This window comes from uncultured Granulicatella sp. (genome assembly GCF_963521425.1).
In the GTDB taxonomy this organism is placed as follows: Bacteria; Bacillota; Bacilli; order Lactobacillales; family Aerococcaceae; genus Granulicatella.
On the sequence record NZ_CAUQUN010000007.1, the window covers coordinates 1 to 23,336 of the forward strand.

Below are 23,336 nucleotides of genomic sequence, written 5' to 3' on the forward strand. Positions count from 1 at the left end.
TCTTTACGTCCGTCTTCTAACTCTTTGATTAACTCTGGAGTCCATTTTGGTCCTGTTGGATTATTTGGATCGATTGGTTGATCTTTAGTTGGAGTCGGATCGTTTGGATTTACAGTAATTGGCTTAGCAGTTACTAAAACTTTATATACTTGGTTAGTCTTAGCATCCGCATCGAATTTACCATCTGTTGGATAATTATTTTCAACAACTGTGTATCCTTTAGCTTTAAGTGCTTCAATTGTTGATGTTACGTCTGCAGCTTTATTGAATGATTTTCCTGTATCACCAGTATCTACTACTGATTCTGCTACTGCACCTTTTTCAGTCTTATCAGTTTCACTGTTTACTTCGATGAAGTGTGTAACAGCTACTTGTGATCCATCTTTGACATACGTAATTGTAGTGTTTTCTGTTGGATCTGTTGGTAAGTCTGGTACTTCATATCCTTTTGTTGGATCGTTTGGATCTTTCGGTGTTAATGGTTTTCCATTTGGTCCTACCGGTGTTGTTCCAGGGATATATGGTACTACTGGTTTTTCAGTAGGTGTTCCTGGTTTTGTAGGATCAGCTGGAGTTGCATTTGGATATGGTTTTGGATTTAGGTCAGCATCTGCTGGCGGTGTAATTCCTTCTGGTACTACTGGTACATATGAACCAAGTTTACGGTAGATAATTGTTTCTTCACTATCTTTATCCGTAGCTGCTACATTTGTACGTTCTGTAGATGTTTTCGCTGAAGCTACATATCCATCTTTATTTGGTGTTGTTACAGCATCGATTGTTGTGTCTCCACCTTTAGCTTTCCATGTACCGTAGTTAGAGATTGCTCCTGTTACTGGATCTACCTCTGCAGTACGTGTAAATGTTAATGTTTGTACATTATCTACAATACCTGCATCTGAACCATCTTCAAGTTTGTAGTGAACTGTGTGTGTTACTTCTTCGATTAATCCTAATTCTCTGTAAGTACGTCCTTTTGGATCGTTCGTTACTACATCATCAGGCTGTGGAGTAACATTTGGATTTGTTGGATCTGTTGGTTTGTTAGGATCTACAGTTGTTGGTTTTGTAGAGTAGATTACTGTCTCTTCAAAGTCCTTATCTGTAGCCGCTACAGTTTCCGCTGGCACATCTGCAACTGCTGGTGTTACACCTGCAACTGCCGCAGTGTATTTCTCAAGTGTTGGAGAAGTTACTGCTTCGAATGTTTGATCAGCTGACCAATCTCCGTATGTGATTTCTCCTGTCGCTACATTAATCTTACCAGGACGAGTGAATTTAAGTGTTTTAACTTTCTTGTCAGCTACACTTGCTAAATCAGATTCTGCTACTGGAGTACCATCTTCGTATACATACTTAATAGTACGTGTTACTTCTTCTTGTACTTTTACAGCATTGATTAATGCTTCAGTCCATTTTGGTCCGTCTGGATTACTTGGATCGATTGGCGTTACACCTGGTGTTGGTTTTGGATTGTCGTCACTTGATGGTTTTGTTGGATCAAATGATGGAATATCAACTACTTTAGCTTTGAATTTCACAACATATTCTTGATCAACTGCAGCATCTTTATCGAATTTATCAGTTGAAACAAATCCGTTATTAACAAGTTCGTAACCTTTCTTAACTAGCTCAGCAATCTTATCAGTTACTGACGTTGCTGTTGTAGCTGGATAAGCTGCTTCAGATTTACCTGTTACTGCGATTGGATCTGCAAGACCTGGAGTAATAACTTTATCAGTATTAGTAGGGTCTACTTCTACAAATTTAACTACAGCTTTTTGAGCCACTGGAGTGTAAAGAACTGTAATCTTGTAATCATCTGCTTCTGCATCGATTGCTGCAGTTGCTTCTACAGTAGCGTTATCTGGAACATATCCAGCTACTTCTGGAGAATTCACAAGGTTGAATTTATCGTCTTTAGCTTTTTCTGCATCCGATAATGTAATCGCATCGTTAGATGTTCCACCTACTGGAGTCCATGGTCCAAATGTAACAATTGATTTTTGAACATCTGTTGCATCTGCTGCGATTGCTTTGTTTGTAATGTGGTCGTAGTAAACTACACGAGCTTTGTATTCTTCTGGAGAATCATATCCACTCTTATCTAACACCGCTTTGTAAGCAGCGTATTCTGTTGGATATTCTTTTGCAGCTAATGTATAGTTGATTGTACGGTCACGTTCAAAGTGAAGTGTTTCAGTCACTGTTGGTGCCGCTGTAGTTCCACGTTTATCTGCTGGTACATCATCTGTACTTGCATATTTGTACTCGATTGTACGAGTTACTTCTTGGGTATCTTTAATTTTACGAGTAACTTTCTTGTGACGTAGGTAAACATTGAATGCTTGGTCTACTTCTTTATCGTCATCGAACTTACGTCCGCCCTCAATAGCTGTACCTTGAGTATTATTTGTATAGTCATCTGTGACTAATTCATAACCAAGGTCTTCATATTTCTTAATTGTTTCAGCTGTTAAGTAAGGAATCTTCGTATGAGATTTACCTTGAAGTGTTGTAACACCATAAGTTGTTTTAGCATCTGCACCTGTTGCAGGAGCTGCATTAGCATTTTGCACTTCAAGAATACGATCATCACCTGTAGCATCTAAGTCAATGTATGTTACTTTAGCTTTTTGAGTATCAGCTTTGTAAACAACATACATATCGAAGTTATCTGTATCATCAGAAGTTACTTCTGATACTAATGGTTCATATGCTCCAACGTCTTTCGTATTATCAGCTACTGGAGTATAGATTCCTACAGGTTGTTTATTGTTATGAATATGCCCCATCTTACCATCTGCACGAGGAGTGAAGTCTGCTGTTACTACTTCTGCAGTATATCCTTTAACAGTTGGTGAGATAATTTCTTTAAATTTAGAATTATCCGCACTTGAAGCTGTCCATTTACCAATGATAATTGTACCTTGGTTAAACTTAGTTCCTTTTGGAATTGTTTGTCCAACTTTATAAGTTGTTCCTGCTGCATCCGTTACTTGGTTTGTTGTAATAATTTCTTTATCTGTAACGCCATCCTCACTAAAGATTTGATAATCACGAGTATAATCAATCGTTTGTGTACGAGTAACTGGTGTATTATCGATTGCCACAATTGGATCGTTGTCTTTATAAGAATCTTGACTTGTTGGGTTATCATTAGCATTCTCGTATACATAATGAATTGTACGAGTAATTGATGCTTTCGATTGTGGTTTAACAATTGGAGTATATTTGGCTTTACCATAGTCTGTACCATATCTACTTGTAACCGAATCCCCCGTCACTTTATCGTTATAGTCGATATCAGGTTGTTGTTTTGTTACACCAGTACCTGTTCCTACAAAACTTGGATGTGGAGTGAATGTGATTTCACCAGTATCTTGATTTAGCGTATACGTTCCTTCATTTTCAATCACAATTTCTGTATCCGTCACTTTAGTGTAACGACGTGGAACACTTGTTACCACTCCAGTCACTGGATCAATATGAACTGCGTTCGGAAGAGTTTCATCTTCTAAGTTAGTGTATGTTGTTTTTTCACGTGTTCCTGCTGGTATAGTATCTACTGAATTCTTAGAATAAGTCTTACCATTTGCTGCAGTAAACTCCGTTTCAGAATCACCGATTAATTGATCTATTGTTGTGTCGTTGGCAAGTGTAATATCAGTGGTTCTTTTTACTCGGTTACCCGGTACTTTATCACCTTTCTTATAAGTAATTTCCCAGAATGAACGTTGAGCCTCTCCTCTAATAGTTAAAGGCGTTACTAAAACATCTCCAATTTTTAGTTTTTGGCCAGTTGGAACAACAACCTGAGCACCATCTCTAATAACTGTAGTTGGTTCAACCGTTGTTGGTTCCTTACTCATTACTTTAGCGCCTGCTGGAACAATACCACCACCGTAGTTTACATTTTTAAGTGTTACATTTCCTGTACCAGTAATTGTATATGTTTTATCATTTTCAAATACTGGAGTTCCTGCTGGAAGCGTTCTAGGAGCAAAAGTAGCTTGCGTTCCATCATCTAAGGTTATTGTTGTTGGCTCTGTCACCTTAGTATTTTCTCTATAAAATTTTCCAGGAATTTCTTTTTTAGTTGTAAATGTTGGTTTTTTAGTTTTATCTAGTATTACATAATCAGATGTATATCTAACATCTTCAACTTTGTCATTTGTTACTGTTTCTACAGTACCATAAACTGGAATTGTTGGATTAGATTTTTGAACAGCACCTTGAATATTTTCAGTAGTTGTATCTTCACCAACAGGTTTCACATCAATTACTGTTGGAATATATACAGCATCCATTGTACGATTACCATTATATCCATTATTCACATTTGCTGTTAATTTATCCTTATCAGCTAATCGATCGGATGCTAAAATTTCTTTAAGAGTTGCATCCGTTAAGTCCCAACCAGTTGAATTACGGTTTTGGTCCCAACCACGAATAACTGCTCCACGGGCAGTTCCTACATATCCTGCTTCAGGTTTAAAGTCAACCGTTGTTCGATAATTTCCCGAAGCATCTTTAATATTTTGCCCGTTTTCTCCAGCTTTATTTAAAGTATATTCCCCAACTTTATTTCCAGCAGTATCATATTCTGTATATTTAGATAAGTAGTATTCAGTTTTACCTGTTGTAGGGTTTACGACTTTAACTGCTGTACCTAAAGTATTTCCTCGTTTATCTTTTACTACTACTTCTGTACCTTTATAAACAGTTGTTCCTTCTGGATCTACTACGTTCACGTTTGTATTAGCTGTTGGCTCTTCACTTGCAACAACTGATTCAGTTAATACAAACTTAGGAGCAACTGTTGGTTCCATTTGGTTCCATGCTGTATATTTTGAAGATTCTGTTTTACCTGTTGCAGTAAACAATTCAGTAGTTCGAATATCTAATTTTTGTTCTCTACCTTGGAAGTCTTTTGTTTCATTTCTTGTTCCACGAGGTGGGTGAACTACGTGTGTCTGGAAGTCTTCTACTTCCCCTGAAGATGCAACACCAGTTGGTAAATCAACATCTGCCTTATCTAAAGCAATACGTAAACGTACACCTAAATTATCAACAGATGTATCTAATAATTGAGGAGTATTTTTCCATTTTAATGTGTAAGTTCCTTCTTTTGTTACTTCTACTAATTCAGAAGCTTCATATAAATCGAATTTACCGTTGTTGTTGAAGTCAACCCATCCTCGAATATATGCCTTCTCGTTATTTGTCCCTGGATTTGCACGAACTCCTTTTAATTCATATTCATTTGCAGCCCCTTGACGTAATGCATAATTCGTTGCTACAGCTGGATCTAATAATTGACCTTCTCCTTCATCGGCTAATACACCTACACCAATGACACCTTCAGCTTTATTAAAGATTCCTTTAATTGGTAATTTTGACTTAGGATCAGTGACTGATAAGATATCATCTTGTCTTAAAGCTACTGTTGAGCCATCTGCTTTGCGGATAACGGTATTTCCATTTCTTTGAATTTCGTAAATACCTGTTTCACCTTTTTCATTCGTCACAGTTGTTCTTCCACTTTGAAGCTCAACTTTTTCATATTTATCAGTATTAACTAAATCATCTAACGTCCATGCTCCAGATGGTTCTTTTTCAACAGAACGGAAATCAGGGTCACCTTTTTGTGAACCTAAATATGGTTGAGTAGCTACTGTACTACTTCCATCAGAGTTTGTTCTTACAAGGTTTCCAATGAAGTGCTGAGCTGAACCATATGTAGCTGGAGCATCTCCACCATCATAAATTACAAATCCAACTGTACCCGCTTGAGAACCTTGAGTATTCATATAAATAGATATATTAGAAACATTTTGACTTATTCCTACTGGTAAATCATTTCCACTATTAATAGTAGTCCATGCAGGCCCAAATAATTTTGTTCCATACATAGAAACATTTCCGTTTTTATCTGTACTTAACCATTCATTTCTCTTATATCCAGGTTTTTCAAATGAATTACCATTTCTTCCTAATAATTCCGAATTAATTGGTACAACACCATTTCCACCTTTAGGATTTTTATTTAATGCTAAAAATTGTTCCCAATTTGTTCCATCAGTTTCAAATTGAAGCACTTCAATTTCCCCAGCTTCCTCAGAATCTACTGCGATTGCATTAACTGCAACAGGACGACTATTATAAGTAGCTGAAAGTGAGAAATTAACCCCTACATTTGCACTGTCATACGCTGCTGTAAAAGCTGTCATTTGAGGAGTTCCATCTTCATTATCTGTTGATAGACCCACATGCTTCATGTGTGAGTATGTTTTATCTTGATAAGCTAAAACAACATCAACTGGATCTCCAGCTCTTCTACCTGTAGCTGTTTGATCTTGATTCATTACATTATAAGGTTTACCATTTGAGTCTTTAAATGGATTTGTTGCAACATTTTTAGGTGCTAATGATGTTACGGTTGCTGTTAATTCGTATCCTTCTACTGAAGTTTTAACAGTAAATCTCATTCCTTCTTGAAGTGACTCGAAAAATTCTCCCTTAGAGCTATCTACACGTCCATCCTTACTCTGTGCATTACCATTACTATAAAAATGTTTTGAATAACGAGCCGGACCATTTTTCAACCATTCATCGTCTAAAGTTGTCCCTTTACGACCATCAGCATATGTTACTTCACGATAGTACGTAAATACCCCTGTTTGTTCTACACCATAGCGATCTCTAATCACTTTAGTAACTGGTGCAGATAAGTATTTAACTTCACCTACTTTAGTTCCATCCGTATATGTAATTTTAGATGAACCAAAGTTAAACCAGTTAATAGATTTCTTCAATTGTTCTGTGTTACGATTAGCTGTATACCCTTTAATTACTTCTGATGTTGGGAATGTATATTTCTGACCATTTGCCAAAGTAACTGTTGTTTCACCAACTAAATTACCATTAACATTTACTTGGATTTTGTCAGCATCTGTTAAATCAGGGTTAGAAATACGGAATTGACGAATAATTTCCGCTATTTCTTCTTCCGTAACATGTTTGTAGTTTGCTACTGGCGTAACTTGCGCAGGTTTAACGACTAATTTGTTATTATTTGTTGCTGCATCTGCTAACACTGCAGAAACTTTTTCATCATGTCCTGCTGCTTTCATTGCTGTATAAACAGCTTCTAAAGCATTATTGACTGCTGAACGTTGTTTGTTTAATTCTTCAGCTGTAACTGTTTTTGATTTTTCTAATTCATTTGCTTTTTCAATCGCTTTTTTAGCATTTTCAACCGATTGAATTAAAGCCTTTTTTGCTTTTTCATCTTTAACAGATTTTTCCGCGAAAGATACTGCAGAAGCATTTAAAGCTTTTGCTTCATTGACTGCTTTTTCTAAGTCTTCTTTTGCTTTTTCTACTTCTTTAGCAGCTTCTTTTTTCTCAGAGTCTTCTTTAGAATCCTTTTTAGTTTCTTCCTTAGCTTTCTCTTCAACTTTTTCTTCTGCTTTTTCCTTTGGAGTTTCAGCTGGTTTTTCTACCACTTCTCCAGTAGTTTTTGAATCAACTAATTCCGTTTTTTCTACTACTGGAGTAGATTTTTCTGTTGTCGTTGCTTCAGGTTTAACTGAAGTTGATTCCACAGTTGGAGTTGTAGCGGCAGTTGTTGCTGCTGCTTTTGAAACAGGTTTTTCTACAATCGTATTTTGATTGGATTCTGTTTTACCAACAGTTCCATTTCCTTCTGTTTTATCCTTTACTAATGCAGAAGAAGTTTCTGTTGAAACTTGTTCATTGGCTTGAGCAGTTTGCCCACCAGCAAATACTAATGCTGTACCAATTAAAACACTTGCTGCACCGAAATGATATTTACGAATTGAGAAACGTTGTCTTAATCCATACCAATTAAACGATTTTTTACGTTTATTTCTCATAACTTTTTCCCTTTCTGAATAAATCAAAATTATATTTTTTACACTGTCCGAACACACTGCAAATACACTATCTGCATCTTCACATTTTAACAGAAATTTTTATAATTACCAAGTAGTTTATGTATAAGGAATATAACTTTTTTCTTTTATTTGATACAGGAAATATATATAATAAATTGAGAATTTTTCTGACTACAATATTTTATGTAACAAAAATATACATACAAAAAAGCCGAAGATTTTTTCATCTTCGACTTTTTTACTATCTTCATCTAACTATTTCTCATCTTTAAACACTTGAGTTACGGTGCGATCAACATACGCTGCAGATACAATTCCTTCATATTCTTTCTTACCTAATTTTTCAAAAGCATGCGTATTCACGATTTTTTGCATGGCTTCTTTAACTGTTGTTTCATCTAAATTTTCAACAGGTTTTGAAATAACTAGATTTTTATGTTTTCCATCTGCATTTTTAAAGACTAATTTTAATTCTTTTGTTGTAGTCATCTTTTTTCACTCCTTTTTCTATTATGCGATTGTATGACGATAATGAGTTACAACTGTTACGTAACTTACTGTATCATTCATTAAAGTTTTCAATGCTTCACCAATTTCCTTCACTGATTGTTCATCAGCTGTTTCCACTAGATTTTGCAAACTTTTAACTCGTTTTTCCTTACCGCTCTTCTCATCCATATGAAACACTTCTAACGTTGATTTTTGAAATACTTTTGCCATTTTCTTTTTCCTCCTACTTATTTTTTTGTAGTGTCATGACTTCCTACACTATATAAACAAAATTCTCAATGTTTTTTACCCCATCAACTTAATTTTTCATTTACAATTTCTTGTATAGCATCATAGTCATATCCTGCTTCTTTTAAGAGTTGTTTTCTTTCTTCACCATTTCCCCATAGCCCTATAATCACTTCTTCAGCTATTTCATCATTTGTTTTTTCAATCATTTGATTATCGTTTGACTCGAAATTTTCCTTGTCTGAATCTAATCCGTCCGCTCTTTCCCTTTCAATAGCGGCTAACATTTCTTCTACAGTACTTCCTAACTCTGCAAACTCATTCATTCGTATAACAAAATATTCTTTAACGCTTTCAGTTGTACCTCCATGTAAAGATAAGCTTCTATGCGGGCAAGAGGTTGGAGTAAATTCATGATGAAGTCTTACCGTATCGGTCGTAATGGGTAGTCCATAATAAATTAAATCTTCTGTTGCTTGCATCAGAGTAATATCTTCATTTTCTAGAAACTCTTCATCTGAGACTTTCATACTTTCACAAACTTCATAACCAATCGAACGAATATTACTCCACCAATCTCCAGTATGATAGGCAATATTATACGTATCTACGACTCGAACAATTCTATCACGATTACAATAATAATGAGCAATTCCTAAAGATTTTTCACGATATCTCAACCATTCAATATATTCAGTCGGCGTCATATAACCTGCATCATTATGAATCACTACAAATTCAATCCCTACTAATTTTCCACTATTTTCCATTAAAGTTTCATTGATTTTTTCTACCATTCGTCTCTCCCCCTATAATATATTCTCGATATTTCTTTTGAATTGCTTGTCTATCTCGATAATATTTACTCTTACAGCGTCCTTCTAACTGAGACAATTCCTTTATAGAATCTGATTGAGTTAAAAATAACTTCAGTGTTTTCTTTTGCCTTGGTGTAAGTTGCTCATACAATATTTTCAAATCTTCACTCGTTTCCAATCCCTCTTGCATATCACTGTTACTTCCTAGCATAAATTCCAAATTTTCCTCACTACACTCTCTCATTTTTTGTTGATTTTCTTTTGAAAATTCTCGCAAACAGATCCAAGTAAAACCTCGTTTAATATAAGATGCATAAATATAACGTTGCTCTCCTAAAGGATTCCCCCCTATTTTTTGAAATGTTTCTAATATTAAAATTCTTCCTAATTGTAGTAAGTCTTGATATTCTGAATTTGTAGTTGAAACATGGTATCCTCTTAATACAGAATGTAAGACTGGTTCAAACATTTGAATATATTCTTCACTCCACTTTGCTGGCATATCCCAATAATCCATACTCCTCTCTCCTTTATCTTTTATACAAGATCTTGTTGATTAAACTGTACGATAAATTCCTCTATTTAACAAAATTCGTAAATAGTCTTTTCGATATTAAAGTATCAAATTTCATTATTTTTCCTTATAAATAGAAGATTTTTCTTATTTTTTGTGATTTATTTCACTTTTTAATTTATTTTTTGCCGATTTTGATATAAAATAAAAGAAAAAAGGTATTGGGAGGTAATTATAATGTCTAATGTTGTCATTGATTTCAACCGTAGTTTTGATGCTAAAATTTTCGAAACTTGTATTCAACACCAAGTTCCTGAAATGACAAGAGATATCGTTTTACTTTATGATGTCAGCGATGATTCTCGAACTGACTGTAATAGCATCGTTGTCACCCGTTCTGGGCAGTGGTATATCACTCGTCAAACGACCTCTCAACTATTCAACTTATTACAAGAAAATACCCCTATTTCTTATACACTTGCAAAGGAAATAACGAAAAAAATTTCTCCTATTCGTAAAAAAATTCCATATTGTTTCGATGATTTTCTTTATTTTCCTATTTATACTTTCTCTGTTCATCACCACTGGTGTGGTTATCATCATTGCATTGATAAACAAAAAATTGGTAACACTCTTCATTTGTACTTCGATCAACCTCTGGAAATAGTTTTGCCTTATAAATATTCGACTTCTATGATGACTACACAAACCTTTGACTCTCTTATTGTTTCTACCAAAAATTTGAAACTTCAGCTTTGTAAAAATTATCCAATTCATCCATCTTCCACAAAAGAACAACTATCTATTACAAAATTTTGCCATTTTTTCATTCCAATTATTCTAGAATATATCGATAAAATATCTCCAGATGAGTTAGATCAGAAAACTTGGGAAGAAGTTATCAAACATTTTGAAACGTGTTAAGAATATTTAATATTTTCAAGCAAAAAAAGATGCTTAACATATTGTTAAGCATCTTTTTTACTTTTTCTCACATCTTATTGGAACTGAGTTCGAGCTTTGCTCTCACATCTTATCGTAATTGAGTTCGAAAAAGCTGAATCGGCGTGCGTTTCGGTGAAGTCTGTCGGAGTTTCTCTCCTCTCAGCCTTCCCCTCCAACGGTCCGATTCAAAGCGCTTTTTCTCACATCTTAACTTTTACGTAAGCGTTCGATGTCTCTTGCGATTTCTACTTCTTCATTTGTTGGAATGTTTAATACTGTTACTTTCGCATTGTCTGATGAAATGATTGCTTCTGAACGAGTGTTGTTACGTTCTTTGTCAATATCACATCCGAACCATGTAATTCCGCTAATAATTAAGTCACGGATTTTAATTGAATTTTCACCGATACCTGCTGTAAATACAATCGCATCTACACCATTCATTACAGCAATGTATTGACCAATGTATTTTTGAACACGATCCACAAAGATTTCCATTGCTACTTTAGCATCTTCATTCGTTGCTGAAGCATTGTCAATATCACGCATATCGCTTGATAAACCTGATAATCCTAATAAACCAGATTTTTTATTTAAAATGTCAACCATTTCATTGATATCTGTAATGTTTAATTTGTTCATTAAGAATGCTACTAATGAAGCATCGATGTCTCCAGAACGAGTACCCATTGTAACCCCTGCTAATGGAGTGAATCCCATAGATGTATCTACTGATTTACCACCATCAACAGCTGTAATTGAAGCACCGTTTCCTAAGTGACATGTAATGATTTTTAATTCTTCAATTGGTTTACCTAATAATTCAGCTGCACGGTGTGAAACATAACGGTGGCTAGTTCCGTGTGCTCCGTATTTACGTGCTTTGAATTGTTTGTAGTATTCTAATGGAATACTGTATAAGTATGCTTTTTTAGGCATTGTTGTGTGGAATGAAGTATCGAATACAGCAACACTTGTAATGTCTGGTAAGATATGTTTGAATGCACGCATTCCGATAGCTTCTGCTTTATTGTGTAATGGAGCAAATTCTGCTAAATCTTCTACTTGTTGGATTACTGTATCATCTACTAAAGCAGAATCTTTGAAGATTTCTCCCCCAGCAACTACACGGTGTCCAACACCAGTAATTTCATCGAATGAAGCAATAATGTTTAATGCTACTAATTGCTCTAATAATTTTTCTACGGCTACTTCGTGATTTGGAATATCTTCTACCACTTCATATTTTTGATCATCTCCGTAGCTGATTGAGAAGATTGAATTATCTAATCCAATACGTTCTACTAATCCTTTTGCCACAACTTCTTCTTGAGGCATGTTAAATAATTGGAATTTCAAACTTGAACTTCCGGCATTAATCGCGATTGATTTTGACATGGTCTGTCTCCTTTGTGTGATAATGTTCTTCTTTTGTGAAAAACACTGTACAATCTTTCTTTAAAAAAGTTTCATGTTCCAGTATTTCTCGCACCTCATTCATTTTAGCATAACTAAGTACAGATTGAAATAATAAATCCTTGGTTCTGCTTTCTTTTTCTAGAAAATAAGTCTCTCTTAACCATTTCAATCTTACACTTTCTACGAAAGTTCTTTCGCCCATTTTTCAAATGTTTGTGTAAATTTTCTAAACTTATCGATATTTTTCATATCAGGTATGTCGCCTAACAATACTTGACGTGCTTGTTTTGCACCTTTTCCTTTTTTCTGGAAAATAAGTAAAGACTTACTATATTGTTGATTTTTGAATAATGTTTTAGGGAAAGCTAGCATAGCTTGAACAAAGGAATCTTTTTGTAAATGTTCTAATAGTAGCACACTTTCTTCTGTTTCAAATAAATTCGTTGGCACAATCATCAATCCAAAACCACCTGGTTTTAAATAATTCAAATGTTGCTCAATCAATAAATGATGTGCAAAAGAATGTCCCTCTTTTGCATGAGTCTTGAACTCTTTAGCACGTTCATCGACTGGATAATAGCCCACTGGTAAGTCGGATAACGCAATATCGATTGGATCGACTAATAAATCACTTAATCCATCTTGTAACATCACTCGTACATCTAAACTTTCCAAAGCAAAAGCTTGCAGCGCTAAATGCACTAATACTTCATCATTATCGATTGCTGTTGTTTGAATTGTTTTGCCACTTTCTTGTAGAAAGAGTTGAACAGTGCTTAGTAAATTCCCACTTCCACAAGCAAAATCGGCAAGTGCTAGTGTTTCTTTATTTTCTGTTAATCGCTCCACCATAAAAGCTACTAATAAACCAATTGAATCAGGTGTCATTTGGTGATTCGTTTGTAAACCATCTTCCTTTGCTGCTTTCAAGAAAGTATATTGAATCATGCGACGAATTTGTTCTTTTGTAAAGCTTTCTAGCGCTAGTTCTTGATAAGCTTTATTTAATGCTTCAATCGTTGCTGCATCCGGTTGTCCTTCTACTTGCTGAGCTTGATTTCCTGAAGCAATATTTTGCAATGTTTCTCCTAATGCCTCTACATAAGAATAATCAATTTCTTTTTGGAGTACTTGAACAGCCTCCCATAATTTTTCAAAACTACGAATTTCTTTATTTTCCTGTTCCATCAAACTCCTCCTTTCAGATAAAAAATAAGAGACAGGACAAAGTCCTGCCTCCGCAAATTCCATATTATTCAGCAGCTGCTACTGGGTAAACAGATACTTGTTTTTTGTCACGGCCTTTACGTTCGAAACGTACTACGCCATCAACTTTAGCGAATAATGTGTCATCTCCACCGATTCCTACATTGTGACCTGGATGGATTTTAGTTCCACGTTGGCGGAATAAAATTGAACCACCTGTAACAAATTGTCCATCAGCACGTTTAGCACCTAAACGTTTTGATTGAGAGTCACGTCCGTTTGATGTAGAACCGCCCCCTTTTTTGTGGGCGAATAATTGTAAATTCACTTTTAACATGAGAGTGCACCTCCTTGATAGGTTAATCAACTTGAACGGTTAGATAATTAGGATATTCCTCTTGAATTCCTTCTAACCCTAGTAATAGACTATTTAATAAAATTTGTGTTGTTTGAGCTTGAACATCCGTTACATCTCGTACAACTTCTAAATATAAATAACCACCCTCGACTTCATCAACGTCAATAATCGGTTGATAGCCTGCTAGCTTCTCGATACTATTGACAGTCGTAATCGCTAATGCAGAAACGCCTGCACATACAATATCTATTCCATGCTCACTAAAATCAGCATGTCCTGTCATTTCAAAAGAAACTAACTCGTGGTCCTTTTTATGAAACGTTACTCGTATCATCGTCAAAATTAAGCGTTGATTGCGTTAATCACAACTTTTGTATAAGGTTGACGGTGACCTTGTTTACGGTGTGAGTCTTTACGACGTTTGTATTTGAAAGTTACAACTTTCTTTTGACGGCCTTGTTTTTCAACAGTTCCTTCAACAGTTGCACCTGCTACGAATGGAGCACCAACTTTAACGTTTTCTCCACCTACAAATACTACTTCTTCAAAAGTTACTTTGTCGCCAGCTTCTGCGTTTAATTTTTCAACGTAGATTGCTTGACCAACTTCAACTTTAACTTGTTTACCACCAGTTTTTACGATTGCGTACATATTGCACCTCCTATATTTTAGACTAAGACTCGCCAGTTTAAAGTGCCGATTCCGGTCTTTTGTACTCTAATCCGAGCGGTTGTAGCTGTGGTGCTTCACAATTACAACATGAACAGTTTACCAGAGATTTCTATTTAAGTCAAGCAAAAGCTCGGGCAATTAAAATGAAAATTAGCCGAACAATTCTATCATGAACCATCCGACTAATTTTTTCTTAACGATTTAACATCTTTTCTAATTCTACTTTTGTGAACGGTGTTGCATCATCTTCATGAACACGTTCGATATTTGCTCCTAATGCACGTAGTTTATGGTGGAATTGATAATAACCACGATCTAAATATTTTAATTCAGTCACACGTGTATAACCTTTTGCTACCATACCCGCAATAATTAAAGCTGCCGCTGCACGTAAATCAGTTGCTTTTACTTGAGCCCCTTGTAATTGTGACTCTTGATTCATCACTGCAGTTCTACCTTCAATCATGAATTGTGCATTCATTCGACGTAATTCTTCCAAATGATTGAAACGATTTTCAAATACTGTTTCTGTCATTGTGCTTACACCTGAAGCTAGTAATTGAACAACCGTCATTTGAGCTTGCATATCTGTTGGGAATCCTGGATGTGGTAATGTCTTCACATCTGTTGGCTTTAATGTTTTCGGTCCAATCACACGAATTCCATTTTCTTTTTCAATAAATTGAACACCCATTTCAGATAATTTAGAAATTAATGGTTGATTATGTTCTGCAATCGCATCTTCAACAAAAACATCGCCAGCTGTAACTGCTGCAGCAACCATAAATGTTCCTGCTTCAATTCTATCGGGAATAATTGAGTGAATCGTTCCTTCTAAGTGGTCTACGCCTTCGATACGAATGTTTTCAGTACCCGCACCGATAATTTTTGCACCCATTTTATTTAAAATATTCGCTAAATCCACAATTTCAGGCTCTCTTGCTACATTTTCTAATAAAGTTGTTCCTTTAGCAAGAGTAGCTGCCATCATTAAGTTTTGTGTTGCTCCGACTGATGGGAAATCCATATAAATTCTAGCACCAACTAATTGATCCGCATGTGCTTCTACATAGCCATCTTCTTGAGTGATTTTTGCACCCATTGCTTCAAAACCTTTTAAATGTAAATCAATTGGACGAGTTCCAATCGCACATCCACCAGGCATCGCAACACGTGCATGTCCAAATCTTGCTAATAATGGTCCCATTACAACAATGGATGCACGCATTTTACTTACATATTCAAACGCCGCAGTTGTTTGAATATCTTTTGTAGCATTCAAAGTAATAGATTTTTCATTTTCATCAAATGTACTTGTAACATTTAAACTATTTAATACATTTAACATTGTATGAACATCTGATAAATTAGGAACATTTGTTAAATGTGTTACTCCATACTCTGCTAAAATACTTGCTGCTAAAATTGGAAGCACAGCATTTTTTGCTCCCTCTACTTTTACTGTTCCATTTAGACGTGTACCACCTTGTACAATCATCTTTTCCATTCTACAAACCTCCAAGGTTACTTACTCATAATGAATTGAACGATAGAATTAATTAAATCGGATATCGAAAAAATTGCGTTTGAAGCTCCTACTCCTAAAAAAAGTGCGACTAACATGATAAATAATCTTGCTTGTTCAATTCGATTTTTTAATATGATTTTTTCTAAATTTATACACTGTAATGACCAGTATGCTATAACTATTAGCGCTAATGTCATAATTAATCTAAAAACTTGTGTAAATGTTGTCATGTAGGTCTCCTTACCTCTTATTTCGATAGGGATATTGCTTCATTATTCTATCATATTTCGCTTGAAAATAAAAGATTTTCACCTGTTACTTTCATTATTTTTTGAAAACTATTTTCTTTTTTCATTTTAAAATTTCTTATCTTTTCAAAATCTTAAGGAGCAAAAAAAGACTGAAACTTTTACGTTTCAGTCTTCTCTCATCATTATGAAGTTATTACTTTAAATGATTATTCTTCGTCTTTTTTCTTAGCTACTACTGGTGCTGCTAACCCTAATCCACCTAAGATTGCTAACACTGCTGGTGTAAAGACATTAGATTCACTCATACCTGTATTTGGTAATTCTTGTTTTGCTACTGGAGCTGATGCAGTCACTTTCTTATAGTGGTGGAATACTACACCATTCTTATCTGTCGTTGTTTTATCAAAGACATAGCCTTCAAGCGCTCTAGGATCTTTCAATCCTTCTTCAGGAGAAGTAATATCTTTACCATTTTCATCTACAAAATGAGTAACCACTTTAACAGCTGGCGCCTCTTTTGGTGTCACTTTTACAGGTACTTCTAGTTCAATTACTTCACCTGTTGGTAATTTCACCTTCACTTTAACAGCTGTTTTATCTCCAGGTGTTTCAGTTGTTGGGATCTCACCAACTTCAATAATTTCCCATCCTGATTCTTTAGGAATATCAATGTGTTTCTTAACATCCTCTTTAGTAATCGGTGTTCCTTGAGGTACAACGATTGGTGTTACAGTCGGAGTAGCAATAACTGGTACTTGTACTTTCATTGTTTTACCATTTGGTAATTTAACTGTAACTGTTGCTGATGGTCTTACACCTGCAGGGAATGTTTCAGGAAGTTCTGGTTCCCCTACGATTTCCCATCCAGTTACTCCTGGGATTTCGATGTGTTTTTCTACATCTTTTTTAGTTAATTTAGTTCTTTCCGGAACGATAATTGGTGTTGTTTTTGGTTCTACCACATTAACTACTACAGGAACTCGTACAATTTCTTTACCATCTTTATCCTTAACGATGACAACAGCTTCTTTTTTACCTGGTTTAGAAGTATCTACTGGTGTATCGTATTCGAATGTAGCTCCTTCTGGGTAATCAGATGGTGTAATGTTATCTTTTGGATTTGGAGTATCGCCTTTTGGTACAAGTTGTTCTTTACCTTCTACCACTGTTACAGGAATTTTAACAGTAGTTTTATATTCTTTACCATCTACTGTGTAAATAACTGGAATTTCTACTTCTCCAGCTTTTCCTGGTGTTGAAGTTTTTGGTAATGTAACATTTGTTAAATCAACTTTAACAGTTGCTCCTTCAGGAAGTTTCTTCTTGAATTCTTCGTTGTTAATTGCATTTTCTGCATCTTTACCAACTTTATCTTTCAATTCTTTTTCTGAAAGATCTTTTGGTACAATTACTGAACCTGCTGTTGGTTTTGGTAATACTGTTACTGGTACTTTAACTGTTTCAGTTACTTTTCCGTTGTCGTAAGTTACTGGTACATCAACTGTTACATCTGTAGATCCAGCTTTTCCAGCTGTTTCTGGTAATTTTGTTGGTTCTCCAACTGTTCCACCTTGTCCTGGTGTTACTGAATCTTTAGCATTAGTTGGTTTTTCACCTTCAAATACTACGACTGGTTTTGGTGTTGAACCTACTACTGTTACTGGTACTTCTACTTCTTTCGTTCCAATAACATTTCCTTTGTCATCTGTATATTCAACAACTACTGTTGCTGGTTTTGGTTTTCCTGTTTCAGTTACTTCAGCTGTTGTTGGTATAGTTCCTGCTTTCACTTCTTTAACTTTTACTGTTACACCTTCAGGAACTTTATCTTTTGGTAATGCTGCGATTACTTCTTCAGCTTTTGCTTTGACTGCATCTTCTAAGTTTTTGCTTCCTTTAAGAACTGTTAATCCTTCTGGTTTCACTAATGGTAATACTTTAACGACTGCAGGTACTTCTACTAGTTTATCTTCTCCATCTTTAGCAACTACTGTTACTTTCTTATCTCCAGGTGTTGTTGTATCAACTGATTCTTTATACTCAAATGTAGTTCCATCTGGATATTGTTCTGGGTCGATACTTGCTTCAGCTGATGGTTGTGGTTTAGTTGGATCTTCAAATACATATTGTGTCTTAGGATCTACTACCATTACTTTAGCTGGTACTTCTACAATTGTTTTACCATTTAATTTAGCTACAACGACTACATCTTTTTCACCTGATGTTGTTGTGTCTACTGGTTCTTTATATTCAAATGTAGTTCCATCTGGATATTCTTCTGGAGTAATACTTTGTTTAACATCTGGTTGTGGTTTAGTTGGATCTGCAACAACAAATTGTGGAGTGCTGTCCACTACACGTACTGTTGCTGGTACTTCTACTAGTACTTTATCCCCTTGTTTAACAACTACTGTTACTTTCTTATCTCCAGGTGTAGTTGTATCAACTTCTTCTTTATATTCATATGTTGCATCTTCTGGATAATCTGAAGTATCAATATTATCTTCTGGAGAAGGTTGTTTTTTATCTTCACTTACTGCTACTAATTGAGGATATCCTTTAACAACTTTAACTGGAACTTCTACAGTTTCATCACCAGTTGGATGTTTAACAGTTGCTTTAACTGATAAATCAGTTGCTCCTACTTTAACTTTATCTGCAGGAACGTCTTTATTGATATCAGCTTCCGTTACAGGAGTTAGACTTCCACCTTCAGCAGGTGTAATTGCTTCATTAACATCTGCTGGTTTTGGTTGATTTCCTTCCACTACGTATACAGGTTTCACTTCTGAAGCTTTAACGTTTACGGTTACTGGAATTTCTGAAGTATAAGTGTCGCCTTCCGGAGATGTAAATGTTACTGGAACTTTTACAACTACTGGTTCACCTTTTTTATTAGCAATATCAGCAGGAAGTTCAGGAACTTCTCCTACAGTAACTTTATATCCTTCTGGTACTTTTGAAGGGAAGTCAGGAGTTTTAATTAACTCTTCTGCTTTAGCTTTCAGAGTTTCTTTAACTTTATCCGGAGTAGTTCCTTTAGGTACGTCAACTTCACCTTCTGTTCTAGGAAGAACAGTAACTGGTACTGTTACATCTTCTGTAACTTCAGTTCCATCTACATTGTGAGTAACTGTTGTTGGAATCTTTAATCCTGACTCTCCAGCTTTTCCGTTCGTTTTAAAGATATCACTTGATTTTGGTTCATTAGCTGTACCTTTTTTGCCATCAATTGTAACTGGTTCAACTTTTTCTTTAACGTTTGCTGGTGTAATTTCATCACCTTCAAATACTACTACTGGTTTTGTCTTAGATTCAACAACGTTTACTTCAATATCAACTGTTGTTTCAAATGTTTTACCATCTACTGTATAAGTTACAGGTACTTTAACAACCCCACGACCATCTTCAGCAACTTTCGTAATTGCGATATTATCTTTATTAACAAAAGTTGAACCATTAGTGTCACCTAATGCAGCTGTACCAGTAACATCGTTTAATAATTTAGTAAACTCTGGAGTTTTAATCGCTTCTTGAGCTTTCGCATAAGCAATTGCTTTTAATTGTTCATCAGTTGTGTTAATTGGTACAGTAATTACTGAGTTAGTTTGTAAACTATTAATAAAGATTACTTTACCATATTTGTGATCAGGATTATCTGAATCTGCTAAACCATTACGGTTAAATTCATTTTCATAAGGTGGTTTTAATCCATTTGCAGTATAAGAATATAATCTGTTTCCTTCTGCATCTGTGTCTCCAAAACCACTCTTAACTGTTACTTTAAAGTCAGCTGGTCCTACGAAGTTATCTGCAGCTGTAAATGGAATACTTGTTGTACGAGAGTTTGTCTCTGCAGCAGCCATACGGTTTCCTGCTGGTACGTTATAAGTTAATTTTCCACCTTTTGAGTTATCACTTGGATCATTTGGAACCCATTTGATAGTATTTGCCCAAACATTTCCTAACCAGTTTGATCCACCATTTGCATTGTAGATTTTATCTTCTAATACTACACCTTTAGGAACTTCTACTGTTACTTCAACATTTGATGCAGCATAGTAGTCAATATTCATTCCACCAGTATTTTTAATTGTAATGTCAAAGTTACCTTTTTGACCTTTTTCATAGATTGTATCTTTTGTATAACCATATTCACCAGTTTTACCATCTGAACGAACGTTTGTTATTACTTCAGCAGCTGGTGCAGTTGCAATACCAATACCACCGATTAAGTAACCATCCTTAATATTAATGTTGTTATCATTAATTAAAGAATTTGTTCCTTGACTTCCTGCTTCAATCAACACTTTAATTTTTGTAGTTTCTGCAGGAATATCATAAATACGGTCTAAGTGGTTCCATCCATTAGCTGCTAAAGCGGCTTGTTCTGTTGCTAATGGTCCATTTTTACCTTCAACTGGTTTAATTTCTTTACCAGTGAACGCATCTACAATTGTTAATTTAACTCTTTCACCAGAAGAAGTAGATGTACTACCACCATACGCTGCACTGTGAATTAAGTTAACGTTTAGACGAGAATTTCCGTTCACATCAAATTCTTTAGAAAGAGTTGTTCCTTTGCTTCCTAATTCAAGATAGTAATCACGGTTTTTAACTTCACCAAACGCATTTTTTCTCATTACATCAATTGTTGGCGTTACTGAAGGAACAGCACCACTACCATTGACATAACTTTTTTCACCTGATGTTTGGTATTTTTTCAATTCTCCATCGTTTGAATAGATTTTTGATTTTGGAACTTCACGTGTACTTGGTTGTCCATCTTTATCTGTAACATTTGTTACATCAAGTGGTTTAACCGCATTAACTTTTTCACCTTTTTCAATTTTCCAACCATTTAACATACCAGCTTCTGCATCAGCTTTTGTAATAGCTTTTTCTTGCCAGTTATATGTTGCACTACCGATTGGATCTTTTGCATTTGGAACATTATTTACTTTATTAGTAATGTCACGTCCACTTTCATATTGTTTAGCAATTGTTTCTGATTTTTTATCTGCATCAGTGAATGTTACTTTGTCTCCGAAACCTTCTTTTAAGCTTTCGAATACACCGTTTTTAGGGTTGTTACCATAAGCAGCATGGTTTTCACTAACAGGAGCACCTAATTCAGTTTTTCCTGCTAAGTAAAATGCTAATAAGTCACGTTCAGATTTAACAGCTTCTGCTTGTTGGCTCATTGCTTGAGCTGATGTTGCATCCGCTGCATTTGCAGTTGTAATAACATTTTCTGCTTTTTGTTTAATACCTTTTAAAACATCAATTTTAAATTGATCTTTTTTATTCGCAGGTAGCGCTTCTTGTTTTGCTATTTCAGCTTGAATTTTATCAATATTTGCTTGCAACTCAGTTAAAGCGCTATCTCTTACACCTTTGTATTTAGCTGCTTCTTCGGCCGAGTTAGCTGCAGTTGTATCTACTGTTCTAAATCCACTTTCACCTTGACCAGGAATCGCTTGACCATTACGTGGATCTTGGTTTTTGTTTTCTTTTTCTTCTTTCTTTTCTGCAGTTGCTTTTGGCATACTTTCAACAACGAAAGCTTTTCCGTTTACTGCTGATGTAGCTTTTGCTACTTCTTCTTTTGTTGCAGCTTCATTTGCAGCTACAGCTTTTGCATTTGCTAATTCTGCTTTTGCAGACTCAATTGCTGAAACTGTTTTTTCAGTTGATGCTGCTTTTTCTAAAGCTGCTTCTAAACGAGCAATAGCTGAATTTAAGCTTGATTTGTCAACTTTCTCAACTACTTGCTTGTTATCTTTATTAGCAGTTTCTACTGCTTCTGTAGTTGGAGCTTTTGTAGTTGCTTCTTCAGCAGCTTGTACATTTACCCCACTTAATACTGCTAATCCAGATGCAATGGCAACACTTGCTACCCCTACACTGAACTTACGAATACTATATCGTAAAAAGCGTTGTGCTTGAATCGCACGAAGATTACGTTTATCCTTCATAGTTTTCCTCCTTTTATTTAAAAGAAATCTGTTTTTTTTATAGAATTCTTTATAGTCTTCTATTTAAAAATATTCTATATCACAATATGTGAATTGTCAAAGAATTTTAATACAATTTCCATAAATTACATTTATTTCAAAAAAGTCTTAAAAACATTATTACATCAGTAATTTTCGTAATAAAATTTCCATAGTTCAAATCGGATTTTTTCACGGATATTCCATTTTATTTCATTGTGAAACGAATATTTTTTACAACTATATTACATTATAGTCTTTCTTTTTATCATTAAAACGTATACGGATTTATTCTTAATTTATTTTGCTTAACATATATTTTTCTATAATTTTTAAAAATTTTATCCTGAATTTTAATTATAAAACAAGTATTCCCTACCTTTTTAAAAATTTTAGTAGAATTTTATACTGTTTCTTTATTTAACTATAAAGCTCTTTTTAGGATATTTGTTACATAGTTTTTTATTACAATATTCAGAATTAGTATCTATTTGTTTTATAGGCTGCTCACAAATACCTAAAAAAAAACAAAAAAATAAAATCCCTTGGTAATCTTTCACCAATAAGATTTGCTATGTATGATTTTTATTCAACTTTTACTTACTAGATTCTTCCTCCTTTTTGAAGTAGTCATCTTAGAAAAATGTTGCAGCTGCATGAGTTAAATATTTTTGAGGTATTAATTACGGGTAATGGGTAAGATATATTTCCCATGCAGCTACTCTTTTTTCTATTTGGTAGATTGGTTTATGAACTTTGAATAAAATTTCATTTCGGACTATATATATCATTAAAAATATATTACTTAAGTTATGAAATTTGTGTGAAACATTACTTTTCATAAAGTGCATATCAATCTTACCTGTATGGTATAGGGTATATATTATCAAATTTCAAACTAAAATCAATAGATTTTCCCCTTGAGTGAAAAAATTAGATAATAAAGGGTTTTCATTAACTGAAAATTAA

At 34.7% G+C, this 23,336-nt stretch carries 14 protein-coding genes and 1 other annotated feature; of the genes, 1 reads left to right on the forward strand and 13 read right to left on the reverse strand.

Annotation, left to right across the window (positions count from 1 at the left end):
• The 5 genes from RWO76_RS02970 to RWO76_RS02990 all read right to left on the reverse strand — a co-directional run.
• Positions 1-7,901, reverse strand: a 7,901-nt coding sequence (locus RWO76_RS02970) for a mucin-binding protein (RefSeq protein ID WP_314354192.1), incomplete at its 3' end; no start/stop codon positions are given.
• A gap of 276 nt (positions 7,902-8,177) precedes the next feature.
• Complete coding sequence (locus RWO76_RS02975; protein WP_314354193.1) at positions 8,178-8,411, reverse strand: DUF2922 domain-containing protein; 234 nt, start codon at positions 8,409-8,411, stop codon at positions 8,178-8,180.
• A gap of 21 nt (positions 8,412-8,432) precedes the next feature.
• Entirely contained in the window at positions 8,433-8,642 is a 210-nt protein-coding gene (locus RWO76_RS02980) for a hypothetical protein (protein WP_314354194.1), read from the reverse strand.
• A gap of 83 nt (positions 8,643-8,725) precedes the next feature.
• The gene (locus RWO76_RS02985) at positions 8,726-9,457 is read right to left on the reverse strand and encodes an N-acetylmuramoyl-L-alanine amidase (RefSeq protein ID WP_314354196.1); all 732 of its coding nucleotides are present in this window, start codon (positions 9,455-9,457) and stop codon (positions 8,726-8,728) included.
• Complete coding sequence (locus RWO76_RS02990; RefSeq protein WP_314354197.1) at positions 9,438-9,995, reverse strand: hypothetical protein; 558 nt, start codon at positions 9,993-9,995, stop codon at positions 9,438-9,440. The genes RWO76_RS02985 and RWO76_RS02990 overlap by 20 nt, the downstream gene beginning before the upstream one ends.
• Before the next feature lie 234 nt (positions 9,996-10,229).
• Between RWO76_RS02990 and RWO76_RS02995 the strand changes: the two genes are divergently transcribed.
• The gene (locus tag RWO76_RS02995; protein WP_314354199.1) at positions 10,230-10,916 is read left to right on the forward strand and encodes a hypothetical protein; all 687 of its coding nucleotides are present in this window, start codon (positions 10,230-10,232) and stop codon (positions 10,914-10,916) included.
• Positions 10,917-11,144: 228 nt separating this feature from the next.
• On the opposite strand, the gene RWO76_RS03000 is transcribed toward RWO76_RS02995, so the two are convergent.
• From RWO76_RS03000 to RWO76_RS03035, 8 genes are all read right to left on the reverse strand, one after another.
• A complete protein-coding gene (locus RWO76_RS03000) occupies positions 11,145-12,335 on the reverse strand; it encodes an acetate kinase (protein ID WP_314354201.1) in 1,191 nt (396 codons plus the stop codon).
• A gap of 201 nt (positions 12,336-12,536) precedes the next feature.
• Positions 12,537-13,544 (reverse strand): class I SAM-dependent methyltransferase, encoded by a 1,008-nt coding sequence (locus tag RWO76_RS03005; RefSeq protein ID WP_314354202.1) that lies wholly within the window; start codon positions 13,542-13,544, stop codon positions 12,537-12,539.
• A 64-nt stretch (positions 13,545-13,608) separates the two neighbouring features.
• Complete coding sequence (gene rpmA, locus RWO76_RS03010; RefSeq protein WP_006703860.1) at positions 13,609-13,899, reverse strand: 50S ribosomal protein L27; 291 nt, start codon at positions 13,897-13,899, stop codon at positions 13,609-13,611.
• Between the two features lie 22 nt (positions 13,900-13,921).
• Complete coding sequence (locus RWO76_RS03015; RefSeq protein WP_314354204.1) at positions 13,922-14,254, reverse strand: ribosomal-processing cysteine protease Prp; 333 nt, start codon at positions 14,252-14,254, stop codon at positions 13,922-13,924.
• A gap of 8 nt (positions 14,255-14,262) precedes the next feature.
• Complete coding sequence (rplU, locus tag RWO76_RS03020; RefSeq protein WP_020991443.1) at positions 14,263-14,571, reverse strand: 50S ribosomal protein L21; 309 nt, start codon at positions 14,569-14,571, stop codon at positions 14,263-14,265.
• A gap of 15 nt (positions 14,572-14,586) precedes the next feature.
• Positions 14,587-14,662: a sequence feature (ribosomal protein L21 leader region), on the reverse strand.
• A gap of 123 nt (positions 14,663-14,785) precedes the next feature.
• Positions 14,786-16,099 carry a UDP-N-acetylglucosamine 1-carboxyvinyltransferase gene (gene murA / locus RWO76_RS03025; protein ID WP_314354206.1) on the reverse strand — a complete coding sequence of 438 codons (1,314 nt, stop codon included), beginning with the start codon at positions 16,097-16,099 and terminating at the stop codon, positions 14,786-14,788.
• A gap of 17 nt (positions 16,100-16,116) precedes the next feature.
• A complete protein-coding gene (locus RWO76_RS03030) occupies positions 16,117-16,350 on the reverse strand; it encodes a DUF1146 domain-containing protein (RefSeq protein ID WP_314354208.1) in 234 nt (77 codons plus the stop codon).
• 227 nt (positions 16,351-16,577) lie between these two features.
• Positions 16,578-22,349, reverse strand: a complete 5,772-nt coding sequence (locus RWO76_RS03035; protein WP_314354209.1) for a Rib/alpha-like domain-containing protein — start codon at positions 22,347-22,349, stop codon at positions 16,578-16,580.
• Positions 22,350-23,336 lie beyond the last annotated feature (987 nt).